This window comes from Halobacterium hubeiense, from assembly GCF_001488575.1.
In the GTDB taxonomy this organism is placed as follows: Archaea; Halobacteriota; Halobacteria; order Halobacteriales; family Halobacteriaceae; genus Halobacterium; species Halobacterium hubeiense.
Genome location: NZ_LN831302.1, coordinates 1809584 through 1829696, shown reverse-complemented (window position 1 = coordinate 1829696; position 20113 = coordinate 1809584). Strand labels below are relative to the sequence as shown.

Genomic DNA, 20113 nt, shown 5'->3' with positions numbered 1-20113 from the left:
CGCCGCACCCGACACTTACGTGGCCGTCTGTTCTACCCCGTCGCATGTACGACGCGGTCCTCGTGCCGACGGACGGCAGCGACGCCGCCTCCGCCGGCGTCACGCACGGCCTCGACCTCGCGGCGGAGTTCGACGCGGTCGTCCACGCGCTCTACGTCGTCCCCGAGTCCGAGCGCGCGAGCATCGTCGGCAGCGGCGACGTCGGCGAGTCGAGCGTCGTCGCGGCCGCCGAGCGCGCCGTCGAGACCGTCGCCGCGGCCGCCGACGACCGTGGCCTCGACGCCGAAACGGAGATTCGGAGCGGGACGCCACACCGCGAGATTCTCGACTACGCCGACGAGGCGGGCGTCGACCTCGTCGTGATGGCGACCCACGGCCGCACGGGCGTCAGCAGGCTGCTCTCGGGGAGCGTCACCGAGCGCGTCGTCCGGAACGCCAACCGCCCCGTGCTTGTCGCGCGCCGGACGCGCTGACGCCCCGAATCGTAAGCTACGTCCCCGCTCCGGGCGTCGGACCGGCGTGATGGACCAGCGTCGGTTCTCGAAACTGCTCGCGTGCGCGGCCGTGCTCGGCGTCGCGGTCGGCCTCGTCGCCACGGGGTTTCGGGTGGCGTGGCTGGCCGCCAAGCACGCGCTCTGGCACACCTTCGAGGCAACCTACTGGCGCATCCCGGTCAGCGTGGCGGCCGGCGTCCTCATCGGCGCCATCCTCTACAAGACGTACTACCCGGGCGCGCTCGCCGCGCTCGTCCGCCAGTTCCACGACGAGGGCAGCGTCCCGCTCGCGGAGAACGTCCCCACAGTCCCGGTCGGCTTTATCGGACTCATCGCGGGGCAGAACGCCGGCCCGGAAGGCGTGATGAGCGTCGTCGGCGGGAGCTTCGGCACGCAGGCCGCGGAGACGTTCGGCGTGCCGAACGCCGAGAAGCTCCTCACGCTCGCGGGGATGGGCGCGGGGTTCGGCGCCATCCTCGGCGCGCCCATCGGCGGCGCGCTGCTGTGGCTGGAACTCCCCCACGAGCGCGGGCTGGAGTACTACGAGGCCATCATCCCGACGTTCGTCGCGAGCTTCGCGGGCTACCTCACGGAGGCGGCAATCGGCGGCTTCCACCTGTTCCCGACGTGGCACGTCTCCGCCGTCGCGCCAATCTCGGGCAGCCAGTTGGTCGCCGCGGCCGCAGTCGCTGTCGTCGCCATCCCGTTCGGCGCACTCTACACGACCATCTTCGACGCCGTGGGGCGGCTGTTCAACCGCTGGTCGCCCGCCATCTACGTCCGCACGACCGTCGCCGGCCTCGCCATCGGCCTGCTCGGCTACGCGCTCCCCCTGACGTACTTCTACGGCGGCAGCAAGATGAACCAGCTCGTCGGCACCGACCTCGGGCTCGGGGTGCTCGTTGCGACGCTGCTTGGCACGATGGTCGCGGCGGCGTTCACCATCAACGGCAACTGGATCGGCGGGCTCATCGTCCCGCACATGTTCATGGGCGCGGTGCTCGGGCTGGCGGCGTCGACGGTCGTCCCCGCGCTCCCGCCGATACTCTCGATGCTCGCGGGGATGGCCGCGTTCAACGCCGTCGTCACCGGGACGCCGCTGTCGTCGGCGCTCATCGCCATCGCGCTGACCGACGGCGCCAGCATCACGCCCGTCTTCCTCGCGGCGCTGGTCGGGTTCGTCGGCAGTCCCCTCGTCGGCTTCCTCCAGACGGCGGCGCCGCGCCGCGAACCGCCGAACTTCCACGTCGGCGACTAAAAGGGATTACTCGTCGACGAAGTCCGGTTCCGTGCGCTTCTGTTCGACTTCGCTGTCGAGGTGGTCGAGGAACGCGTCGAGGTCGACGTCGTTGCGCTCGCGCTCCTGACGGTCGCGCACGGAGACCGTCCCGGCTTCCTCCTCGTCGTCGCCGAGGACGAGCATGTAGGGGACGTTGTCGTCGTGGGCCTGCTGGATTTTCCGGCCGACAGTCCAGTCGCGGTCCTCGACCTCCACGCGGTAGCCCTCCAGTTCGTTCTTCACGCGGTGGGCGTACCCGAGGTTGTCGTCGGTCACGGGGAGGATGCGGACCTGCTCGGGTGCCAGCCACGTCGGGAAGCGGCCGTTGTAGTGCTCGATGAGCACCATGAAGAACCGCTCGTAGCTCCCGTAGAGCGCGCGGTGAATCATCACCGGCTGGTGGGCCTCGTTGTCCGACCCCGTGTACTCGAGGTCGAAGCGGTCCGGCATGTTGAAGTCCAGCTGGACGGTCGGGCCGTCCCACGTGCGCCCGAGCGCGTCCTCGAACGCGAAGTCCACCTTCGGCCCGTAGAACGCGCCGTCGCCGGGTTCGAGGTCGTAGTCGACGTTCTGCTGGTCGAGCACGTCCCGGAGCTGGCTCTCGGACTGCTCCCAGATTTCGTCGCTGCCGACGGACTTCTCGGGACGGGTGGCGAGCGCGACCTCGTAGTCGAGGTCGAACGTGTCCAGCACCTCGAAGATGAGGTCCATGATGCGCCGGACCTCCTCCTCGATCTGGTCGGCGCGCGCGAACACGTGGCCGTCGTCGATGGTGAACGCCCACACCCGGCTGAGTCCGGAGAGTTCGCCGCGCTGCTCGCGGCGGTACACCTTCCCGTCCTCGAAGTACCGCACGGGGAGGTCGCGGTAGCTCCACGAGGACTGGTCGAAGATGGTGGCGTGGCCCGGGCAGTTCATCGGCTTCAGGCCGTACTCCTCGTCGTCGACGTCCATCAGGAACATGTCGTCGACGTAGTTGTCGTAGTGCCCGGACTGCTTCCACAGCTCCGTCCGGAAGAGGTGCGGCGTCTCGACCTCGTCGTAGCCCATGTCGCGGTTCAGCTCGTGGACGTAGTCCGAGAGCTCCCGCAGCACGGTCTTCCCGTTGGGGTGGTAGAGGGGCAGACCGGGGCCGGTGACGTCCGGGATGGAGAACAGGTCCATCTCGGAGCCGAGCTTCCGGTGGTCGCGCTCCTTGGCCTCCTCGCGTCGCTGGAGGTACTCCTCCAGACCGTCCTCGGTGGGGAACGCCGTGCCGTAGACGCGCGTGAGCGTCTCGCGGTCCTCGTCGCCACGCCAGTACGCCGCCGAGGTCTCCAGCACTTCGAAGCCGCCGATTTCGCCCGTGGAATCGACGTGCGGCCCCTGACAGAGGTCCTCGAAGCCGTCCTGCCGGTAGAAGCTCACGGGGTCCTCGCCGGCCGCCTCGGTGTCGAGAATCTCGCGCTTGAACGGGTTGTCCTCGTACTTCTCGACGGCCTCCTCGCGGTCGTACTCGACGCGCTCGACGTCGTAGTCGGCCTCGATGATGTCCTCGGCCTCCGCTTGAATCTCTTCGAGGTCGTCGGCGTCGAGTTCGACGTCCGCGATGTCGTAGTAGAACCCCTCGTCGGTGTACGGCCCGATGGTGAGTTTCGCGTCGGGGTGGTGGCGGAGCACGGCCTGCGCGAGCACGTGCGCGGCCGTGTGCCGGAGGACGTCGAGGTAGTCGTCGGAGTCCTCGGTGACGATTTCGATCTCGCGGTCCTCCGTGATGGGTTCCTCCTTCGCGACGAGTTCGCCGTCGAGTTTCCCGGCGACTGTGTCACGGCCGAGGCCGGGCCCAATTTCGTACGCTACGTCCTCGACCGTCGCCCCGGACTCGACGTCGAGCGTCGCGCCGTCCGGGAGCGTCACAGTAACGGTGCTCATGCTGTCCGTTAGTTCGCCCGGAGGCACCCATAAGCCTGTTGAGACGGTGCGAGCGCGTGCCGCACGCCCGGAAGATTCAAACCGCGCGTCAGGCCTCTCGCGCGCCCGTCCCCGCTCGCTCGACGGCCTGCAGGTCCACGTGGCCAGCGGGCATCGGGACGCCGTCGAAGTCGTCCTCGGCGAGCAGGAGCGAGCCGTCGAGGTCCGCGTAGTCCAGCAGCGGCGCGAGGTGTGCGGCGGCCGCGATGGAGGCGTTGGACTCTATCATACACCCGCACATGACTTCGAGGCCGTGCGCGCGAGCCGCGTGAATCAGGCGCTTGGCCTCCCGGAGCCCGCCGGTCTTCATCAGCTTGAGGTTCGCGATGTCGCAGCGGTCCGCGACCTCCGGCACGTCGCTGGCGACGACGCAGGACTCGTCGGCTGCGATGGGGAGCGGCGAGCGCTCGTAGACGTACTTCAGCCCCTCGCGGTTCTCGGCGGGCACGGGCTGCTCGACGAACTCCACGCCGTAGTCCGCGAGCCACTCGATGTTGCGGACCGCTTCTTTCGGCGTCCACGCCTCGTTGGCGTCCACGCGGATGGTGGCGTCGGGCGCGGTCTCCCGGACCGCCGCCAGCAGCTGTTCGTCGCGGCTCGTGCCGAGCTTGACCTTCAGCGTGCCGTAGCCCGCTTCGACGGCCTCCGCGGTCTTCCGGCGCATCGTCTCCTCGTCGTCGATGCCGATAGTGAACGAGGTGTCCAGCGTGTTCGCGGCGTCCAGCCCCCAGTAGCGGTACAGCGGGAGGTCGGCGCGCTTCGCGGCGAGGTCGTGGCACGCGATGCTGACCGCGGCGCGCGCCGCGGGGTTGTCCGCGACGACCTCCCGCATCCCGGTCTCGATGCGCGCGAGGTCGTGGGGGTCGTCGGCGCGCTCGACGACGGCCAGCAGTTCCGGCATGACGGCCTCGACGGTCCCGGCGGTCTCCCCGTAGTGGGCCGAGGGCGCGGCGCCGCCGACGCCGACGTTGCCCTCGTCGTCCTCGACGCGCACGACGACGTTCGCGGCGGTCTCCTGCGTGCCGCGCGCGATAGTGAACGGGTGTTCCAGCGGGAACTCGCGGCGTTCGAAGCTCGCCTTCATCGAATCACCTCCAAGACGGTATCGGGGCCGAACCGCACGGGGTCGTCGGCTGGCGCCCCGATGGCGTCCGCGAAGTCCGCGACGGCCTCGCGGGCGGCCTCGTCGTCGGCGACGCCGCGCGTGTTCAACATCCCGCCGATTACGTCCGCGTCGGCGACCGGGCCGGCGAACGATTCGTAGCGGTCCACGAACGACTCCACGGGCGGGAGCTGCTGGTCGTAGCCGTGCACGGAGTCGCGGCCGGCCTCGTGGCAGAGCACGAGGTGGTCGGGCTGGGCGCCGTGGACGATGCTCGCGGTGACGCCCGAGTACGCGGGGTGGACGATGCTCGCCTGCCCCTCCACGAAGACGTAGTCGTGGTCCGCGCCCGCCTCCAAGACCATCCGCTCGACCGCGCCCGCGGCGAAGTCCGAGACCACGCGGTCGATGGGGATGCCCTCGCCCTCGATGAGGATGCCGGTCTGGCCGGTCGCGACGAACGCCGCGTCCAGCCCCTCCTCGCGGGCGGCCTCGTACAGCTCCCGAGTGGCGGTCATCTTCCCGACCGAGCAGTCCGTGCCCACGGTCGCGACGACCGTCGCGTCCACGCTGTCCACGACGCCATCGGCGACGCCGAGGTCCTCGGGCGGCTTCCGCACGTCCCAGAGTTCGGCGCCGTGCTCCGCGGCGAGCTCGGCGAACTCCTCGTCCTCCCCGAGGAAGTAGTGCAACCCCGAGAAGACGTCGCAGCCGCGTTCGAGCGCGTTCCGCACGTCCGGCCGCCACGACTCGTCGAACGCGCCGCCGATGGGCGAGATGCCGACAATCAGGGCGTCAACGTCGTCGGGCACGTCGCTCATCGACGCCACCACGGGCGCGTCCTGCACGTCCGGCACGTGGTCGCTGACGCGGGTGCCGTCGTTGTTCCGGTCCAGCACCGCGACCACGTCGTAGTCGGCGTACCGGAGGACGCCCACTGCGGTCTTCGCGCGGTCGGGGAACTTCTCGTGCGCGAGGAGTGCGACTTTCATACGACGACGGAGGCCCGCCGCCGCCTTAAGCGTGCAGTCGCGGGCAACCCGGGCACCGTCGAGTCACAGCAGCGACAGCGGCACCGTCCAGAACGTGTCGTGGGCGTCGTCGAGCGCGGCCTCGGGCTTCCCGGTGGCGTCCACGGCGGCGGTGGCGTCCGCGTCGAACTCGTCCAGCAGCGTCCCCTCGCCGACGACGAACACGCGCTCGGCCTCGACACCTTCCAGCGCCCGCTGGCACTTCTGGAGGTGTTCGCTAATCTGACTCTCGCGGCGGCGCTCGAAGCGGTCCTGCGAGAAGCCGCCCTTCGAGTGCTTGCCCTTCACGTCGCTCTCGAACCCCTCGAAGTGGACGCGCTCGGGCTGCGGACCATCACCGGAATTGGCGTCGTAGACACCCAGCGCGAACAGGTCCGCGCGAACGACGGCGAGCGCGTACCGTCCGGTCGGCGCGAGCCACTCGCGTTCGACCTGCACCGTGGAGTCCCACGTCGCGAACGCCTCGGGCGGATTCGGTGGGCGCAGCGCCGCGGAGAGCAGGCCTTCGCGGTCGCGGACGACGAGACAGGGCGCGGCGCGCTCGACGAGCGGCGCGCGGTCGCCGAACGCCTCCCGCACGTCCTCGGGCGGGTCGTTCGGCACGTACGCCGTGAGCACGCCCTCCTCGGTGCTCTCGACGCTGTCGAGGAGTTCGACGACGCGCTCGCGGCGCTCCCCACGGAGGTCGCGTCGCCCCCGGAACTCGGGGCCGCCGTCCTCGCCGCCCTGCCGCTGGACGCGGTCCTCAAGCTCCGTGACCTTGTCTTCGAGTTCGTTGACGCGCTGCTCGGCCTCCTGCCTGTCGCGGACGGCCTCGCTGCGGCGCTCGCTCTCGGCGTCCAGTTGCGCCTGCAGGGACTCCCTCTCGTCTTCCAGTTCCTCGATGCGCTCTTTCAGTGACGCGCGCCCGAGGAGTCTGTCCAGCATGGACGGACGGCGGCGTCCCGGCCGCTTAGGCGTTTCCCACCGCGCCGCCGGCCGTACCTGACGAGCCGGTGACAAGATATTTGCCGGACCGCTCGCACAGTTCACTCGTGCCCTCCCTCCGCTCGGTCGCCCGCGTCCTCCTCGCAGTGCTGGGCGTCGCGCTCGTCGTGTTCGGCCTCGCCGTCGGCGTGCCGGCGCTCGGTCAGGAAGGCTTCCCCGTCGGGCTCGCGCTCGGCCTCGCGGCGCTCTCGATGGCCGCCGGCGGCGCCGCGCTCGGCGCCGCCGCGCTCCTCTCGGGGCGCGGCCTCCGGCCCGCACAGCGCGCCGGTCTCAAGCTCGCGGGCGTGCTCGCCGTGCTCGCGTTCGTCCTGCCCGCCGCCGGCGTCTTCGTCGCGCCCGACCTGCTGTACGACCAGTTCGGCACCGCCGCGCCCGCCGCCGCAATCCTCGGGTGGCTGTACCTCTCGCTGGGCGCGCTCGCGGTCGGCGTGCTCGTCGCGCTCTGGCGCGCCGCCGAACTCGCGTACGACGAAATCGCCTACTGAGCCGCCGTCGCCGCCCCCAGCACGTCCAGCGCACGCTTGACCTCCGCGCCCGTGTTCACGAACACGAGTAGCCGCGGCGGCTGGCCGCCCACCGGCCGCGCGCGCAGGCCGCCGTCCTCGGCCTGCCGCTCGCCGGCTTCCAGCCCGTCGTACAGTTCCACTCGCGCGCGGTCGGGCTGGACGTAGACGCTCGCCAGCCGCTCGCCGTCGCGCTCGACGTCGTAGGCGTGCGCGCCGTCCGTCGTCGGCTCCACGTCCGGGTCCGCGTTCGTCACCGCGAGCGCGCCGTAGGGCGCGTTCTCGTGGCCGGTGACTTCGCTCGACAACAGTTCCGCCAGCCGCTTGCCGTCCGTCTCGGTGTTCTCGACCATTATCCTTCGAGTTCCTCCCGTGCTTTCGCCGCGGCGCCGTCCACGTTGACGCCGTGGCGGCGCGCGTACACGACCGCCGCCGCGTCCGCCGTCACGCCGAGCTCCTGCTGGAGCTGGTTCACGGCCGCGACCGTCTCCTGTCGGTCGTGGCCCGCCTCCACCACGGCGTCGAGCGCGCGCTCGAACGCCGACCGCTCCTGGAACAGCGACGCGTCGGGCGTGAAGTCCTCGGGAATCTCGACGTCCTCCGGGTCGAAGTCCGCGACCAGCTCGCCGTCCTCGCGCTCGACGAGGCCCTCGCCGGTCGCGACGTCCAGCAGGCGCTTGGCCTGGTCCGGGCTCATCCAGTCGCGGTCCAGCGACAGCGCCACCACGAACGCCTGCTCTGGTATCCTGCGCTTGCCCTTCTGCTTGAACGGCGCGGCGACCGCGACCCGGAGGCTCATGGAAACGGCGACGGCGGCGACGCCGGTAAAACCCGCTATTCCCGTCCAACCGAGCCTTTCAAGTACGTCCTGCGCCACTTCCCGGGTATGCAATACCAAGGCCGCTCCAAGCGCTCGAAGACCGGCGCGCGACTCCGCCCCCAGAGCAAGAAGAAGAAGTCCAAGACGGGCCGCTCGCCCACGGAGACGACCGTCGGCGACCAGCGCTTCCGCACCGTCGACGCGCGCGGCGACAACGAGAAGGTCCGCGCGCTCTCCACGAACGTCGCCAACGTCGCCACCGACGACGGCGCCGTCCGCGCCACCATCGAGGACGTCGCCGAGAACGGCGCGAACCCGAACTACGCCCGCCGGAACATTATCACGAAGGGCGCCGTCATCGAGACGGACGCCGGCCGCGCCCGCGTCACCTCCCGTCCCGGTCAGGACGGCCAGGTCAACGCGGTCCTCGTCGAGTAATCCCGTCTTCTCTCTCCGTCTTCTCGCGCCGCCCAGCCGCTGGTGAACGCGGCCGGGCCGGCGAGTGTGCCGTCGTGCCGGTTCAGCCGAACTTATCCTCGCCCGCGTCGTACCACGACCACACTCGAATGTCTGCCGCACGCTCTCCGTCGCCATGAACGCCGGTCGCTACCTGCACGCGGGGCTGTTCGTCCTGCTCGCCGTGCTGTGGGGGTTCTCGTTCGTCGCCATCAAGACCGGACTGGGCGCGCTCCCGCCCGTGTTCTTCGCCGCGCTCCGGTTCGACGTCGCCGTCCCGCTACTGTTGGTGTTCATCGCGTGGCGCTACGACACGTGGGTGCCCCAGAGTCGCGCGGACTACGCCGGTATCGCGGTCGGCGCGCTCGCGCTCATCGCCGGGAACAACGGCTTCCTGTTCCTCGGCCAGCAGACGATAACACCGGCCGCCGCGTCCGTGATGTACGGCCTGAATCCCCTACTCGCGCCCGCGTTCGCGTTCGTCCTCCTCGACCAGCGCCTCGACGCCGTCAGCCTCGGCGGCATCGCCGTCGGGCTGGTCGGCGTCGCCATCATCGTCCAGCCCTCGCCGGAGACGCTCACCTCGGGGTCGACCGTCGGCCAACTGCTCGTACTCGCCGCGGCGGCGTCGGTCGCGCTCGGGAGTGTCCTCTTGCGCCGCGTCGATGCCACCCTCGACAGCATCCCGCTGACCGCGTGGGCGATGGCGCTCGGCGCCGCGATTCTCCACGCCGTGAGCGTCGGCCTCGGCGAGTCCACTGCCGGCACCGTCGTCACGACCCCCGTCGTCTACGCGGTGCTCGTCTTGGGCGTGCTCTCGACGGCCGTCGCCTACCCCATCTTCTTCGTTCTCATCCGGCGAATCGGCCCGGTCCGCACGAACCTCGTCGCGTACGCCGTCCCCATCTTCGCCGCCATCACGTCGTGGATTCTGTTCGGCACCGGCGTCACTCCCTCCACCGCCGTCGGCTTCCTCGTCGTCGTCACCGGCGTCGCCGTCCTCGAACGACAGGTCGTTCGGGAGGAACTCGGCCGCGTCTACCAGCGAGTGAGCGCGGCGGCGTAGCTGTGCTGTAGGGTAACGAAAAGCATACGCGCGGCGGAGCCGCGCGTTTCACCGCGAGCCTCCGGCTCGCGGGAAGTTTTTAGCGTAGCTTTTTGCGAGGAGGGTCGCCGCAGGCGCCCCTCCGAAGTAAAAAGGTACTATTGGAACCCGATGTGGCCGCCCTTCTCGCGGCTGGTCTCGGGGTTCTGACTGCCCTTGAACTGTTCTTCGACGCGGTCGTAGTAGTCCATGAGGTCTTCCGTGACGGTGGGGCGGACGTCCTCCATGCCGCGGCGGAAGTGCCGCATCTCGACTTCTTCGGCGTCTTCGTCCTCGCGGAGCGCTTCGATGGCGGCTTCGCGGGTGATGTTCGCGAGGTCGCTGCCGACGTAGCCGTCCGTCACCTCGGCGAGTTCGCGGAGGCTGACGTCGGGCGCGAGCGGGATGTCCTGGGTGTGAATCTTCAGAATCTGCTCGCGGCCCTCGACGTCGGGCTGGCCGACCTGAACGAGGCGGTCGAAGCGCCCCGAGCGGATGAGCGCGGGGTCGATGATGTCGGGGCGGTTGGTCGCGGCGATGACCATCACTTCCTCCATCTCTTCGAGGCCGTCCAACTCCGTCAGCAGTTGGTTAACGACGCGCTCGGAGACGTTGTTCCCGACTTCCTGCCCGCGGCCTGGCGCGAGGCTGTCGAGCTCGTCGAAGAAGATGACCGTCGGGGAGACCTGGCGGGCCTTCCGGAACGTCTGCCGGATTGCCTTCTCGGACTCGCCGACCCACTTCGAGAGCAGCTGGGGGCCGCGGACGCTGATGAAGTTGGCGTTGGTCTCGTTGGCGACGGCTTTCGCCATCAGCGTCTTCCCCGTCCCGGGCGGGCCGTACAGCAGCACGCCGGCGGGCGGGTCGATGCCCATGCGGGTGAACTTCTCGGGCTGATTGAGCGGCCACTCGACGGCCTCCTTGATGTCCTCTTTGGCCTCGTCGAGGCCGCCGACGTCGTCCCACGACAGCTTGGGGAGTTCGACGAGGACTTCCCGCATCGCGGAGGGTTCGACCTCGTTGAGCGCGCCCTTGAAGTCGTCGCGCTTGACGATCATGCGGTCGATGAGGCTCGGCGGGATGTCCTCCTCGTCGAGGTCGATTTCGGGGAGGTAGCGCCGGAGCGCGCGCATCGCCGCCTCCTTCGTGAGGCTCTCGATGTCGGCGCCGACGAAGCCGTGGGTGTCGTCGGCGAGCGACGAGAGGTTCACGTCGTCGGACAGCGGCATGCCGCGGGTGTGAATCTTCAGAATCTCCTCGCGGCCGACCTCGTCGGGGACGCCGATTTCGATTTCGCGGTCGAAGCGGCCCGGGCGTCGGAGCGCGGGGTCGACGGCGTCCACGCGGTTGGTCGCCGCGATGACGATGACCTGCCCGCGGCCTTCGAGGCCGTCCATCATCGTCAGCAGTTGGGCGACGACGCGGCGCTCGACTTCGCCGGTGACGTCCTCGCGCTTGGGCGCGATGGAGTCCAGTTCGTCGATGAAGATGATGGAGGGCGAGTCCTCCTTGGCGTCCTCGAAGATTTCTCTGAGTTGCTGTTCGCTCTCCCCGTAGTACTTGGAGATAATCTCGGGGCCAGCGATGGAGAAGAAGCTCGCCGACGTCTCGTTGGCGACGGCTTTCGCCAGCAGCGTCTTCCCGGTGCCCGGCGGGCCGTGCAGCAACACCCCCTGCGGCGGCTCGATGCCGAGCTTCTGGAAAATCTGGGGGTGTTTCATCGGGAGTTCCACCATCTCCCGGACGCGCTGAATCTCGTTCTCTAAGCCCCCGATGTCCTCGTAGGTGATGCCCCCGCCGGTGCGCTCGAAGCCGCTGATGGGCTCCTCGCGGAGTTCGACGTCCGTGTCCTCCGTGATGAGACAGACGCCCTCCGGCTCGGTCTCGACGGCGATGAGCGGGATGGCCTGCCCGGGCGAGCGCATGAACGGGTGGTTCGTGCTACTCATCACGGGCACGATGTCCCGCGAGACGACCGGGCGCTTGAGAATCTGACGTTTGACCATACCGGCGGCGTCGCTGCCGAACTGGACGCTTGCGTCCTCCGGCGGTGCGAGCACGAGCCGGTCGGCCTTCTCGGCGTCGGCCTTCCGGATCTTGACGCGCTCGCCGATGCCGACGTCGGCGTTCTGTCGCGTGAACCCGTCGATGCGGATGGTGTCGGTGTTCCAGTCCTGCCGGTCGGCGCGCCAGACCTTCGCGGCGGTCGTCTCGGCACCCTCGATTTCGATGATGTCTCCCGGGCTGAGCTTCAGGTGCAGGAGCGTGTCGGGGTCGAGGCGAGCGATACCCCTGCCCGAGTCGTTCGGGTAGGCTTTCGCCACCTCAAGTTGGACTTCGTTCATGATTGGAGGCTACGGCGGATGTGTGCGAATCCGGCGTCGTAACGGAAGTACTTTCCGCCACACCTCACCGTGGCTGTCAACGACTAACACACGAAGGCAGAAAGGCGTGCCGTCTCCCGTTCGTTCTGCCGGAACCGGAGCCGGTCACGCCTCGCGGTGTTTCTCCAGCGCTTCCTCCAGCGTGAGTTCGCCGCGCGCGACCCGCCGCGCCAGCTTTTCCGTGATGGTTCGGTTCTCCTCGCTCTCCTCCCGCGAGCGGCTCTTGATGACCTGAATCTCGCCCTCCGTCGGCTCGATGGTCCGGCCCTCGATCTCCTCGCCCGCCATCAGCGCGATGTTCGCCGCCGCGAGCACGTCGCCCATGCCGCGCGCCCCCGACCCGAGGTACGGCGTCGTCCCCGTTTCGTCGACGAGTTCCACGCGCACGTCGTCGAGGGCGTCGATGATGCGCGCGCCCTCCAGTCGCGCGCCGTCCCCCACGCGCACCACGGCGTCGTCCTCCCCGGCGACCTCCTCGCGCACCACCTCCGCGGCCCGCTCGATCGGCACCTGAAACGCCGAAACGACCATCCCGCCGCGCAGCACCGCGATGCCGGGACGCGTCCCCGGGTCCACGCCGACGACGGTCCGCCCCTCGCCGCCCCGCAGGTAGACGAGCGCCTCCTCGACGGTCTGCCGCGCGTGCTCGGCGTCCGCCACCACGACCGGCACCTCCGCCTCGATGTCTTCACCCGCGGTGATGACGACGTCCGTCGTCTCCGGCAGCGCCTCGCCCGGCTCGGCCGTCGTGAACGCCACGTCCCTGTCGCGTAGCTCCTCGACGACCTCGTGGTACACTTCGAAGTCCGTCGTCGCCACGACTATCACGGCTGGAGGTGCGCGTCCGCGCGCCAAAAACACACCGGGGGTCTTTTGCCCGAGAGCGACCAACCCGCGAGTAGTGAGCGACGACACCCACATCTCGACGGGCTGTGCCGCCCTCGACGACCTGCTCGGCGGGGGCGTCGAGCGCGGCACCGTCACGCAGGTCTACGGCCCGCCGGCCGCCGGCAAGACGAACGTCGCGCTCTCGACGGCCGTCGAGGTCGCCGCCAGCGGCGGCACGGCCGTCTACATCGACACCGAGGGGCTCTCCGTCGAGCGCTTCGACCAGCTCCTGCAGGCGCGCGCCGACGACCCCGAGGACGCCTCCAGCCGCATCGTCCTCTCGGACGCCCACGACTTCGAGGAGCAGGCCGAAGCCGTCCGCGACGCCGCGGACTTCGCCGAGCGCGCGGACCTCGTCGTGTTGGACTCCGCAACCGGCTTCTACCGCCTCGAACGCGACGCCGACGACGGCGGCGACGCGCTCCGCCGGGTCGCCGACCAGATTACGCACCTGCTGTCGCTGGCGCGCAAGCACGACCTCGCGGTCGTCGTCACCAATCAGGTGTTCACGGACGTGGACAGCGACAGCGACCGCGTCCGCCCGCTCGGCGGCCACACGCTCAACCACTGGACGGGCGTCGTGATGCGCGTGGACCGCTTCCGCGGCGGCAACCGCCGCGCCACCCTCGAAAAGCACCGCTCGAAGCCCGAGGGCGAACATGCCCGCTTCAAAATCACGGACACGGGCATCGAGGGCGTCGAGAGCGACCAGTACTGACTGCCCGACTCTGCCCATTTAGATTATCGCACAAGCATCCGCGAGCCGAGTGGTCTGACAGACCCGAGGCGAGCGGTTCACCGCGCGACCGAAGGGAGCGCGGGCCGACGACTGAGCGGAACGGAGTGGAGCGAAGGAGGAGTGCTTTTTCCGCAAGTTTTTGCCCGGGAGGGCGGCGAAGCCGCCCTCCCACAGCAAAAAGTGCGTTTTAGAGCTGGTTCAGCTTCCGGAGGAGCTGGCCCTTGTACTCCTCGTCGCGCTCGACGCCCTTGTGTTCGAGGACGTTGCGTTCGAGGGTGTCAAGCGCCATGTAGAAGGCGTTGTCAGCGCCGTAGCCCTCGCCGGTGCCCGCCATCTGACCCTTGTTGGTGCGGAGCCGAATCTGGGTCTGGATGAGCGGCGTCCCGCGGAGCTTCTCCTTGTGCTTGTGGAGTCGCACGTGCGCGTGGTGGACGTTCATGTCGCTGTACTTGTTCGCGACGTCCTCGATGCGCTCTTGGACTTCCTCGCGGGTGAGCGCGTCCAGCAGTTCGATGTTCGTGATCTGGACGTCCATGCGCTCCTCCTCGGTGTAGGAGAGCGCGCGCAGCACGTCCGTCTTCGTCAGCACGCCGCCGACGACGCGGTCGTCGTCCGCGGGCGTGACGACCAGCCCCGAGTAGTCGTCTTCGAGCATCGTCTCGACGGCGTCCTGCACGGAGTCGTCGATTGTGACGGTCTCGACGGGGCTGGACATCACGTCGTAGACCGGGAGGTCGAGCATGCGTTCGACTTCGCCGCTGCGGTCGCCGCGGGTGGTCTTGGACATGTCGCGGACCACGAAGTCCACGACGTCGTGGACGGTGACGACGCCGGTGAGGAAGCCGTCCTCGTCGACGACCGGCAGCCGCGAGATGCCGTGCTCGCGGAGCCGGTTGATGACGGTGCCCATGTTGTCGTCCTCCTCGACGGTGATGACGTTCTCGCTGAAGATTTGGCCGACCGTGAGCGCGTCGAGGCTGTCGATGACGGCTTCGAGGATGGCGTCCTCGGTGACGATGCCCCAGAGCTCGCCGGCCTCGAAGACGGGCGCGATCTTCGTGCCGCCCTCGACGAGCATCCGCGCGGTGTCGCGGACGTCCTCGGTGCGGTCGACCTTCGGCGCGGGCACGGTGAGCGCGGCGATGCGCGTGTCGTCCTCGATGTGCGACCCCAGCAGTTGGCGCTCCGTGATGACGCCCTCGTACTGGCCGGCTTCGGTGACGATGATGCCTTTCGGGTTCTCCTCCTCGAAGATAGAGCGGGCCTTCCCCAGTCGTTGTTCGGCTTCGACCTCGATGTAGTCGTTGGTCGCGATGTCAGAGATATCCATGGGCCTTCAAGTGGAACGTCTCGGACCAGCGCCTTCAACCTTGTTGCGGCCCTCAGAATCCCGGATTCCCTCCCATGGTTTTGGTGGTCGAGCACGTAGCGTGCGTCGTGCTACCGCTTGGCGTTCCTGACGTCGGCGCCGTCTTCGGCCCGTACACGTACCTCGCCTCCGAGGTCGCGTTCGGCGCGCTCGCGTTCGCCCTCCTCTATCGGGCGGGCGCGCTCCGCCGCGCCGGCGTCACCGTCGCCGCGCTGTACCCAGTCGCGTACGTCTGGGACTGGTACACCCTCACCATCGGCGTGTTCGCCATCCAACTCCGCACGGGCGTGGACTTCCTCGGCATCCCCGTCGAGGAGCACATCTTCATGGTGGTCGTGCCCGCGCTCGTCGTCGCGTTCCACGAGACCATCCACGGACAGGACTGAAGTCGGTGGCCGTGCTATCACTCACCATGGGAGACCGCGCGTGCTGGCTGGCGTTCTGTCCGGACTGCGACGCGCAGGTGACCGTCGTCGACGAGGAGTGCCCGGACTGCGGCGCACCACTGGAAGACTGACTCAGTCTTCGTCCGCGCCGAGGACGGCCCGGAAGCGCGCCTCGTCGAACGGCGTCGAGGCGTCCCGCGGGACGCGCACGTAGACCTCGCTGTCCCAGGGGTTGACGCGGCGCAGCTCGCGGACGACGCGGCACGGTACCGAGTACGACCCCGCGTCGCCGCGCACCGTCAGCGTCGCGTCAGCGTCCGCGGGCGGCGCGTCGAGGTCGAGACTCCGGGACTCGTAGACCGCGCCGTAAGCCGCCTCCCGGGTCGGCAGCCGCTCGACGTCGAACTCGCTCGTCGTGTCCGTGCCGTCGTCGTGGCTGACCGTCAGGACCGTCCCCGGCGCCTCGATGCCCATACCGGAACGGGGCTCGCGAGCACGATAAGCGATGCGTCCCGTGGGCGGCGTTCCCACGGGCGGTCGTCAGCCGGTAGATTGACGTGTGGAACTCGCATCCCGCGTAGTGAGAGTCGCCACGCTCCAGTCTCCCGATGCTCGCCGCAACCGCCATCATGGTCCTCGGCATCTGCGTGACCGCCGCCGTCTCCCAGTCCAGCGGCTACCGGCTCGGCGGCGTCATGGTCCTCCCGCTGCTGGTGGTCTACACCTTCCGCGAACCGGTGACGCCGGTCGTGTTCGCCGTCGCGACCGCGGCCGCGTGGGGCGCGCTCTGGGCGCTCCGCGAGTACACGCTCAACCACGGCCGGCGCGTGTTCCTCGTCGGCGTCGTCGTCGGCGCGCTCGTCTCCGTCGTCACCGTCGTCGCCGCGTCCGAACTCGTCCCCGGTGTCGTCTACTACGACGCCGAAATCGTCGGGAGCATCTTCCCCGGCATCGCCGCGTACAACCTGATGCGCCTCGACCCCCGCGACCGCCGCGCGGACCTGCTCGGCATGGTCGCCGCGTACGTCGGCCTCGTCGGGTTCGGGCTCGCCGCCGTCTACGCGCTCGCCGCCGCTCACCCGTGCGTCCCTCCGGTGTTGCTGTTGCCGACCAGCGAAGTCGTCTCGTGTCTCGGCCTCGCGCCCGTCGGCGAGCCCACGCCGCACGTCGTCCCGCAGTGGCTGACCGTCGCGATTCTGCTCGCGGACGTCTCCGTCTACGAGGCCGTCCGCGAGCGCTACGACCTCCGGCTCGCGGGCGTTATCCTCGTGCCGCTGCTGGCCGTGTTCACCGTCCGGTACGCCGACACCGTCGTCGTGTACGCCCTCGGCGCGACGGCCGTCTTCTTCGTCGTCTCGCTCGTCCACTGGGCGTCACTGCTGTACGGGCGGAACCTCCTTGCGGTCGGCCTCGTGACCGGCCTCGTGTACTCGGCGGCGGTCGGCCTGACACGGCCCGTCCCCGCGCCCGGCATCACGCTGTTCTTCGTCGGGCTGTTCACCGGCATCGGCGCGTACAACCTCCACCGCGTCGCGCCGAAGAACCGCGCCGCCAGCATCCGCGTCTCCGCGGCGCTGTTCGTGGTCTTCTACGTCGTCCTGTTGGCGTTCGTCGACGTGCCCGCGAGCGGTCTCGACCCGTTCAGCGCCGGCCCCGGCGTCGGCTACCTCGCCGTCGGCGCAGCCCTCGTCGTGCTCGCGGTCCGGGACCTCTTCGACCTCGAACGCGCGACGCCGGACGCCGAGACGTTCGCCCGCGAGTCCGTGTTCGCGGACGCGCAAGCGGACGCGGACGTCGGCGACTCCCCGCTGGTCGCCACGGAGGACGAGGACAGATGAGCGACGACCCCACCCTCGCCCAGCGACTCGCCGGAACCGCGCGACGAGCCGTCGACTTCGCGACCCGTGGCCGCTCGCACTTCGAGCGCGTCGAGGACGTTCCCTGCCGGGTGACCGTCTCGGGCGTCCGCGGGAAGTCGACGGTCGTCCGGTGGCTCAACGAGGCGCTGGTCGCCCGCGGCCTCGAAACGTACGCGAAGGTCACGGGCAACGAGCACGTCTCCTACCACGACCTCGACGCGCAGGAGTTCGAGCGCGACGGCGTCGTCCGGCTCTACGAGAACGAGCGCGAGCTCCGCGAGTTCTGGCCCGTGGACGCCGTGGTCGCCGAGAATCAGGGCATCCGCGAGTACACCACGCGGCTCGCCAACGAGCTGTTTGACCCCCACGTCGTCGTGCTGGTGAACGTCCGCCGTGACCACCAGTCCACGCTCGGCGCCACGCTCCCGGACATCGCTCGCGCGTTCACGCGCACCGTCCCGGAGGGCGCACACGTCGTCAGCGGCGACCGAAACGACGCCATCAACGACTATCTCCGCCGCGAGTTCCGCGACCAGAACATCGAGTTCAGCGTGGCGGAGCCGCGGCCCGAGTACCCCGTCGGGGACGTCTTCGGCGCGCGCTCGGCGTTCGTCGTCGACGAGACGCTGCGCGCGCTCGGCCTCGACCCGCTGGACCCCGGGCGACTGGCGTCGTACGTCGAGGACCTCCGCGGCGGCTGGTCGTGGACGCGACTGGAAGGCGGCGGGCTCGTCTGCAACGGCGCGATGATGAACGACGTCGAGTCCACGGAGCTGCTCCGCCAGCACCTCGTCGAGCGGCTCAGGGACTCCACGATTACGCCGTTCGTGTTCCTGCGCCGCGACCGCGCCGGCCGCACTGCGGCGTTCGTCCACTACGCGAACTGGCTCGCCAACAACGGCTTCGTGGACCGTGTCCACGTCGCCGGCTCGCACGCGAAGATGTTCTCGCGGCGGACGACCGCGGACGTCGTCTACCACGACCACGAGGCCGACGCGCCCGAAGCGGTGCTGGACGCGTGCCTCGACCACGGCCACCCCGTCTACCTGATGGGGAACACCGTCCACCCGTTCATGCGCGCGCTGGACGCCGAAATCGAGGGGCGCGCCGTCGAGTAGTCAGTCGACGGCGAGCACGCGCACGTCGAAAATCAGCGTCTTCCCCGCGAGTTCGTGGTTGAAGTCCACGGCGACGTGGTCGTCGGTGACGGCCGTCACGTCCCCGTGGAGGCCGTTCTCCGCTTCGACGTGGAGCCCGACTTCCGGCGGCTGGCCGACCATCCCCTCGAACGTCTCGGGGTCGTACTCGCGCACGCGCTCGTGGTCGTGGTCGCCGTACGCCGCTTCCGGCGGGACCGTCACCGTCGCCTCCTCACCGTCGCGCATCCCCACGACGGCGTCGTCGAGGCCCTCGATGACGTCGCCGCGGCCGACGGTGAACGCCAGCGGCTCGAACTCCGCTCGTTCCTTGCCCTGTGCCTCCGGGAGGCCGTGTTCGGCGGCGACCTCGGGGTCCGAGGTCGCGAACACGCTCCCGTTCTCGAAGCGGCCGACGTACGCGAGGCGCACGCGGTCGCCGGGTTCGATGGGTCCTGTCATCGTCACTGCCGGAGGTCGTACAGCCGGCGGAACGCGGTCGGCGGGAACCGCAGTTCCACGCGGCTCGGCGGCCGTCCCTTCCCCTCGCGCTGCTCGGCCTGTACGCGCTCGACGACGCCGCTCTCCGCGAGCTCGTAGAGGTAGCGCTTGACCGTCCCCGCCGAGAGGTCCACGGCCGCGCTGATGGCGTCCGTCGTCGCCGTCACGGACGCCCGCTCGTCGGCGTCGAGGTCCACCAGCTCCCGGAGCACGAGCTGCTTGTTCTCCGGGAGCGCGAGCACGCGCCCCAGCGACACCGACGGGTCGGGGATTTCGGCTATCGCCGCCTCGACGTCCGCGGGCGTGAGCCGGTCGCGGCCGTCGCGGCTCGCGCGGTCGGTCGCGACGAACAGCGCCGCGAGCGCGTCGTGGGCGTTGCCGTCCGCCCAGTCCGCGATGCGGCGCGCGAGCTCGTGCGTGAGCGCCTGCTGGGCGAGCCCCGTGGACGCGCGCGTCATCAACACGTCCACGAGCACCTGCCGGCGGTAGGGTTCGACGCGAATCGTCGTCGCGGTGTACTCCGCGAGCGCCGTCTCCGCCGGCGGGGTGCGGCCGATTGCGAGCCAGCTGGCGTTGCTCGGCAGGCCCGCGAACAGCTCCACGAGGCGGTCGGCGTCCGTGTCGTCGGGCGCGCCGACGTGGTCGACGCCGACGACGACGCCGCCCCGCGACTGGCTGACGCGCTCGTGGAGCCGGTCGCGAATCTCGTCGGTGCCGATGCCGTGCTCGGGGACGCGCTCGTCCACGAGGGCGTCCAGCACGCGGTGGTAGAACGCGAACTCGCTTTGCGTCTCGCGGGCGTCCACGTAGACGAAGCCCGGCGCGCTCGGCGACCCGGCGCGCGTGCTCGTGTAGATGACCGACTGCGTCTGCGTGGACAGTCGTTCGAGGTGGCCGAACAGCGCGGTCACGACCGCGGTCTTCCCGGAGCCGCGGGGGCCGTGGACGTACGCGTTCGGCGGGAGGCGGCCGTCGAACACCGGGTCGAGGTGGTCCAGCAGGCGTTCGAGCACCGGCCCGCGGCCCGACGGCTCGTCGAGGTGCGTGACCGGCGCCAGCGCCTCGTAGTCCTGCACGAGGCGCGGGCCGTCGTCCCGGCGCTGTCGCCGCTTTATTCGCGCGTCGATGTCCATGGCGTAGGGTGG

22 protein-coding genes are annotated in these 20113 nt (G+C 69.7%); 10 read left to right on the top strand and 12 right to left on the bottom strand.

All coding sequences use genetic code 11. From position 1 onward, the window contains the following. Positions 1 to 44: 44 nt before the first annotated feature. Positions 45 to 473, top strand: coding sequence for a universal stress protein (locus HHUB_RS09595; RefSeq protein WP_059057399.1), 429 nt, complete (start codon positions 45 to 47; stop codon positions 471 to 473). A gap of 49 nt (positions 474 to 522) precedes the next feature. Then, complete coding sequence (locus HHUB_RS09590; RefSeq protein ID WP_059057398.1) at positions 523 to 1752, top strand: chloride channel protein; 1230 nt, start codon at positions 523 to 525, stop codon at positions 1750 to 1752. 6 nt (positions 1753 to 1758) lie between these two features. On the opposite strand, the gene thrS is transcribed toward HHUB_RS09590, so the two are convergent. The 4 genes from thrS to HHUB_RS09570 form a co-directional block, all read right to left on the bottom strand. Continuing rightward, the gene (thrS, locus tag HHUB_RS09585) at positions 1759 to 3684 is read right to left on the bottom strand and encodes a threonine--tRNA ligase (protein ID WP_059057397.1); all 1926 of its coding nucleotides are present in this window, start codon (positions 3682 to 3684) and stop codon (positions 1759 to 1761) included. A gap of 88 nt (positions 3685 to 3772) precedes the next feature. Next, a complete protein-coding gene (locus HHUB_RS09580; protein WP_059057396.1) occupies positions 3773 to 4807 on the bottom strand; it encodes a dipeptide epimerase in 1035 nt (344 codons plus the stop codon). Beyond that, positions 4804 to 5817, bottom strand: a complete 1014-nt coding sequence (locus HHUB_RS09575; RefSeq protein WP_059057395.1) for a DUF1611 domain-containing protein — start codon at positions 5815 to 5817, stop codon at positions 4804 to 4806. Before HHUB_RS09575 ends, HHUB_RS09580 begins: the two co-directional genes overlap by 4 nt. Before the next feature lie 63 nt (positions 5818 to 5880). Then, the gene (locus HHUB_RS09570) at positions 5881 to 6783 is read right to left on the bottom strand and encodes a Vms1/Ankzf1 family peptidyl-tRNA hydrolase (RefSeq protein ID WP_059057394.1); all 903 of its coding nucleotides are present in this window, start codon (positions 6781 to 6783) and stop codon (positions 5881 to 5883) included. 107 nt (positions 6784 to 6890) lie between these two features. Between HHUB_RS09570 and HHUB_RS09565 the strand changes: the two genes are divergently transcribed. Continuing rightward, positions 6891 to 7328: a hypothetical protein gene (locus HHUB_RS09565; protein ID WP_059057393.1), complete on the top strand. Its 438-nt coding sequence runs from the start codon at positions 6891 to 6893 to the stop codon at positions 7326 to 7328. Here HHUB_RS09565 and HHUB_RS09560 read toward each other — a convergent pair. Both HHUB_RS09560 and HHUB_RS09555 read right to left on the bottom strand, forming a co-directional pair. Beyond that, a complete protein-coding gene (locus HHUB_RS09560; protein ID WP_059057392.1) occupies positions 7322 to 7699 on the bottom strand; it encodes a hypothetical protein in 378 nt (125 codons plus the stop codon). The genes HHUB_RS09565 and HHUB_RS09560 overlap by 7 nt on opposite strands. Continuing rightward, the gene (locus HHUB_RS09555) at positions 7699 to 8145 is read right to left on the bottom strand and encodes a DUF2240 family protein (protein ID WP_059057391.1); all 447 of its coding nucleotides are present in this window, start codon (positions 8143 to 8145) and stop codon (positions 7699 to 7701) included. Before HHUB_RS09555 ends, HHUB_RS09560 begins: the two co-directional genes overlap by 1 nt. An 87-nt stretch (positions 8146 to 8232) precedes the next feature. Here HHUB_RS09555 and HHUB_RS09550 point away from each other — a divergent pair, with 87 nt between their 5' ends. Both HHUB_RS09550 and HHUB_RS09545 read left to right on the top strand, forming a co-directional pair. Continuing rightward, a complete protein-coding gene (locus tag HHUB_RS09550) occupies positions 8233 to 8604 on the top strand; it encodes a 30S ribosomal protein S8e (RefSeq protein ID WP_059057390.1) in 372 nt (123 codons plus the stop codon). 154 nt (positions 8605 to 8758) lie between these two features. Continuing rightward, positions 8759 to 9688: a DMT family transporter gene (locus HHUB_RS09545; RefSeq protein ID WP_059057389.1), complete on the top strand. Its 930-nt coding sequence runs from the start codon at positions 8759 to 8761 to the stop codon at positions 9686 to 9688. Positions 9689 to 9825: 137 nt separating this feature from the next. Here HHUB_RS09545 and HHUB_RS09540 read toward each other — a convergent pair whose 3' ends face one another. Next, on the bottom strand, positions 9826 to 12051 hold the full coding sequence (locus HHUB_RS09540) for a CDC48 family AAA ATPase (RefSeq protein WP_059057388.1): 2226 nt from the start codon (positions 12049 to 12051) through the stop codon (positions 9826 to 9828). A gap of 144 nt (positions 12052 to 12195) precedes the next feature. Continuing rightward, positions 12196 to 12918, bottom strand: a complete 723-nt coding sequence (locus HHUB_RS09535; protein WP_059057387.1) for a hypothetical protein — start codon at positions 12916 to 12918, stop codon at positions 12196 to 12198. Between the two features lie 73 nt (positions 12919 to 12991). Between HHUB_RS09535 and radB the strand changes: the two genes are divergently transcribed. After that, positions 12992 to 13696 carry a DNA repair and recombination protein RadB gene (gene radB, locus HHUB_RS09530; RefSeq protein WP_059057386.1) on the top strand — a complete coding sequence of 235 codons (705 nt, stop codon included), beginning with the start codon at positions 12992 to 12994 and terminating at the stop codon, positions 13694 to 13696. A 208-nt stretch (positions 13697 to 13904) separates the two neighbouring features. Here radB and HHUB_RS09525 read toward each other — a convergent pair whose 3' ends face one another. Beyond that, positions 13905 to 15047 carry a CBS domain-containing protein gene (locus tag HHUB_RS09525; protein ID WP_059057385.1) on the bottom strand — a complete coding sequence of 381 codons (1143 nt, stop codon included), beginning with the start codon at positions 15045 to 15047 and terminating at the stop codon, positions 13905 to 13907. 74 nt (positions 15048 to 15121) lie between these two features. Here HHUB_RS09525 and HHUB_RS09520 point away from each other — a divergent pair, with 74 nt between their 5' ends. Further along, positions 15122 to 15472 carry a lycopene cyclase domain-containing protein gene (locus HHUB_RS09520; RefSeq protein ID WP_059057384.1) on the top strand — a complete coding sequence of 117 codons (351 nt, stop codon included), beginning with the start codon at positions 15122 to 15124 and terminating at the stop codon, positions 15470 to 15472. A gap of 26 nt (positions 15473 to 15498) precedes the next feature. Next, complete coding sequence (locus tag HHUB_RS17635; RefSeq protein WP_394329531.1) at positions 15499 to 15603, top strand: zinc-ribbon domain-containing protein; 105 nt, start codon at positions 15499 to 15501, stop codon at positions 15601 to 15603. 1 nt (position 15604) lies between these two features. Here the strand turns inward: HHUB_RS17635 and HHUB_RS09515 are convergent, their stop codons facing one another. Next, on the bottom strand, positions 15605 to 15946 hold the full coding sequence (locus HHUB_RS09515; protein ID WP_059057383.1) for a hypothetical protein: 342 nt from the start codon (positions 15944 to 15946) through the stop codon (positions 15605 to 15607). Between the two features lie 134 nt (positions 15947 to 16080). On the opposite strand from HHUB_RS09515, the gene HHUB_RS09510 reads away from it, so the two are divergent. Then, a complete protein-coding gene (locus HHUB_RS09510; protein WP_059057382.1) occupies positions 16081 to 17310 on the top strand; it encodes a poly-gamma-glutamate biosynthesis protein PgsC/CapC in 1230 nt (409 codons plus the stop codon). Next, a complete protein-coding gene (locus HHUB_RS09505) occupies positions 17307 to 18449 on the top strand; it encodes a hypothetical protein (protein WP_059057381.1) in 1143 nt (380 codons plus the stop codon). Before HHUB_RS09510 ends, HHUB_RS09505 begins: the two co-directional genes overlap by 4 nt. Here the strand turns inward: HHUB_RS09505 and HHUB_RS09500 are convergent, their stop codons facing one another. Both HHUB_RS09500 and HHUB_RS09495 read right to left on the bottom strand, forming a co-directional pair. Then, positions 18450 to 18929 (bottom strand): FKBP-type peptidyl-prolyl cis-trans isomerase, encoded by a 480-nt coding sequence (locus HHUB_RS09500; RefSeq protein ID WP_059057380.1) that lies wholly within the window; start codon positions 18927 to 18929, stop codon positions 18450 to 18452. It abuts the gene before it with no gap. A gap of 2 nt (positions 18930 to 18931) precedes the next feature. Then, a complete protein-coding gene (locus HHUB_RS09495; RefSeq protein ID WP_059057379.1) occupies positions 18932 to 20101 on the bottom strand; it encodes a Cdc6/Cdc18 family protein in 1170 nt (389 codons plus the stop codon). Between the last annotated feature and the right edge of the window lie 12 nt (positions 20102 to 20113).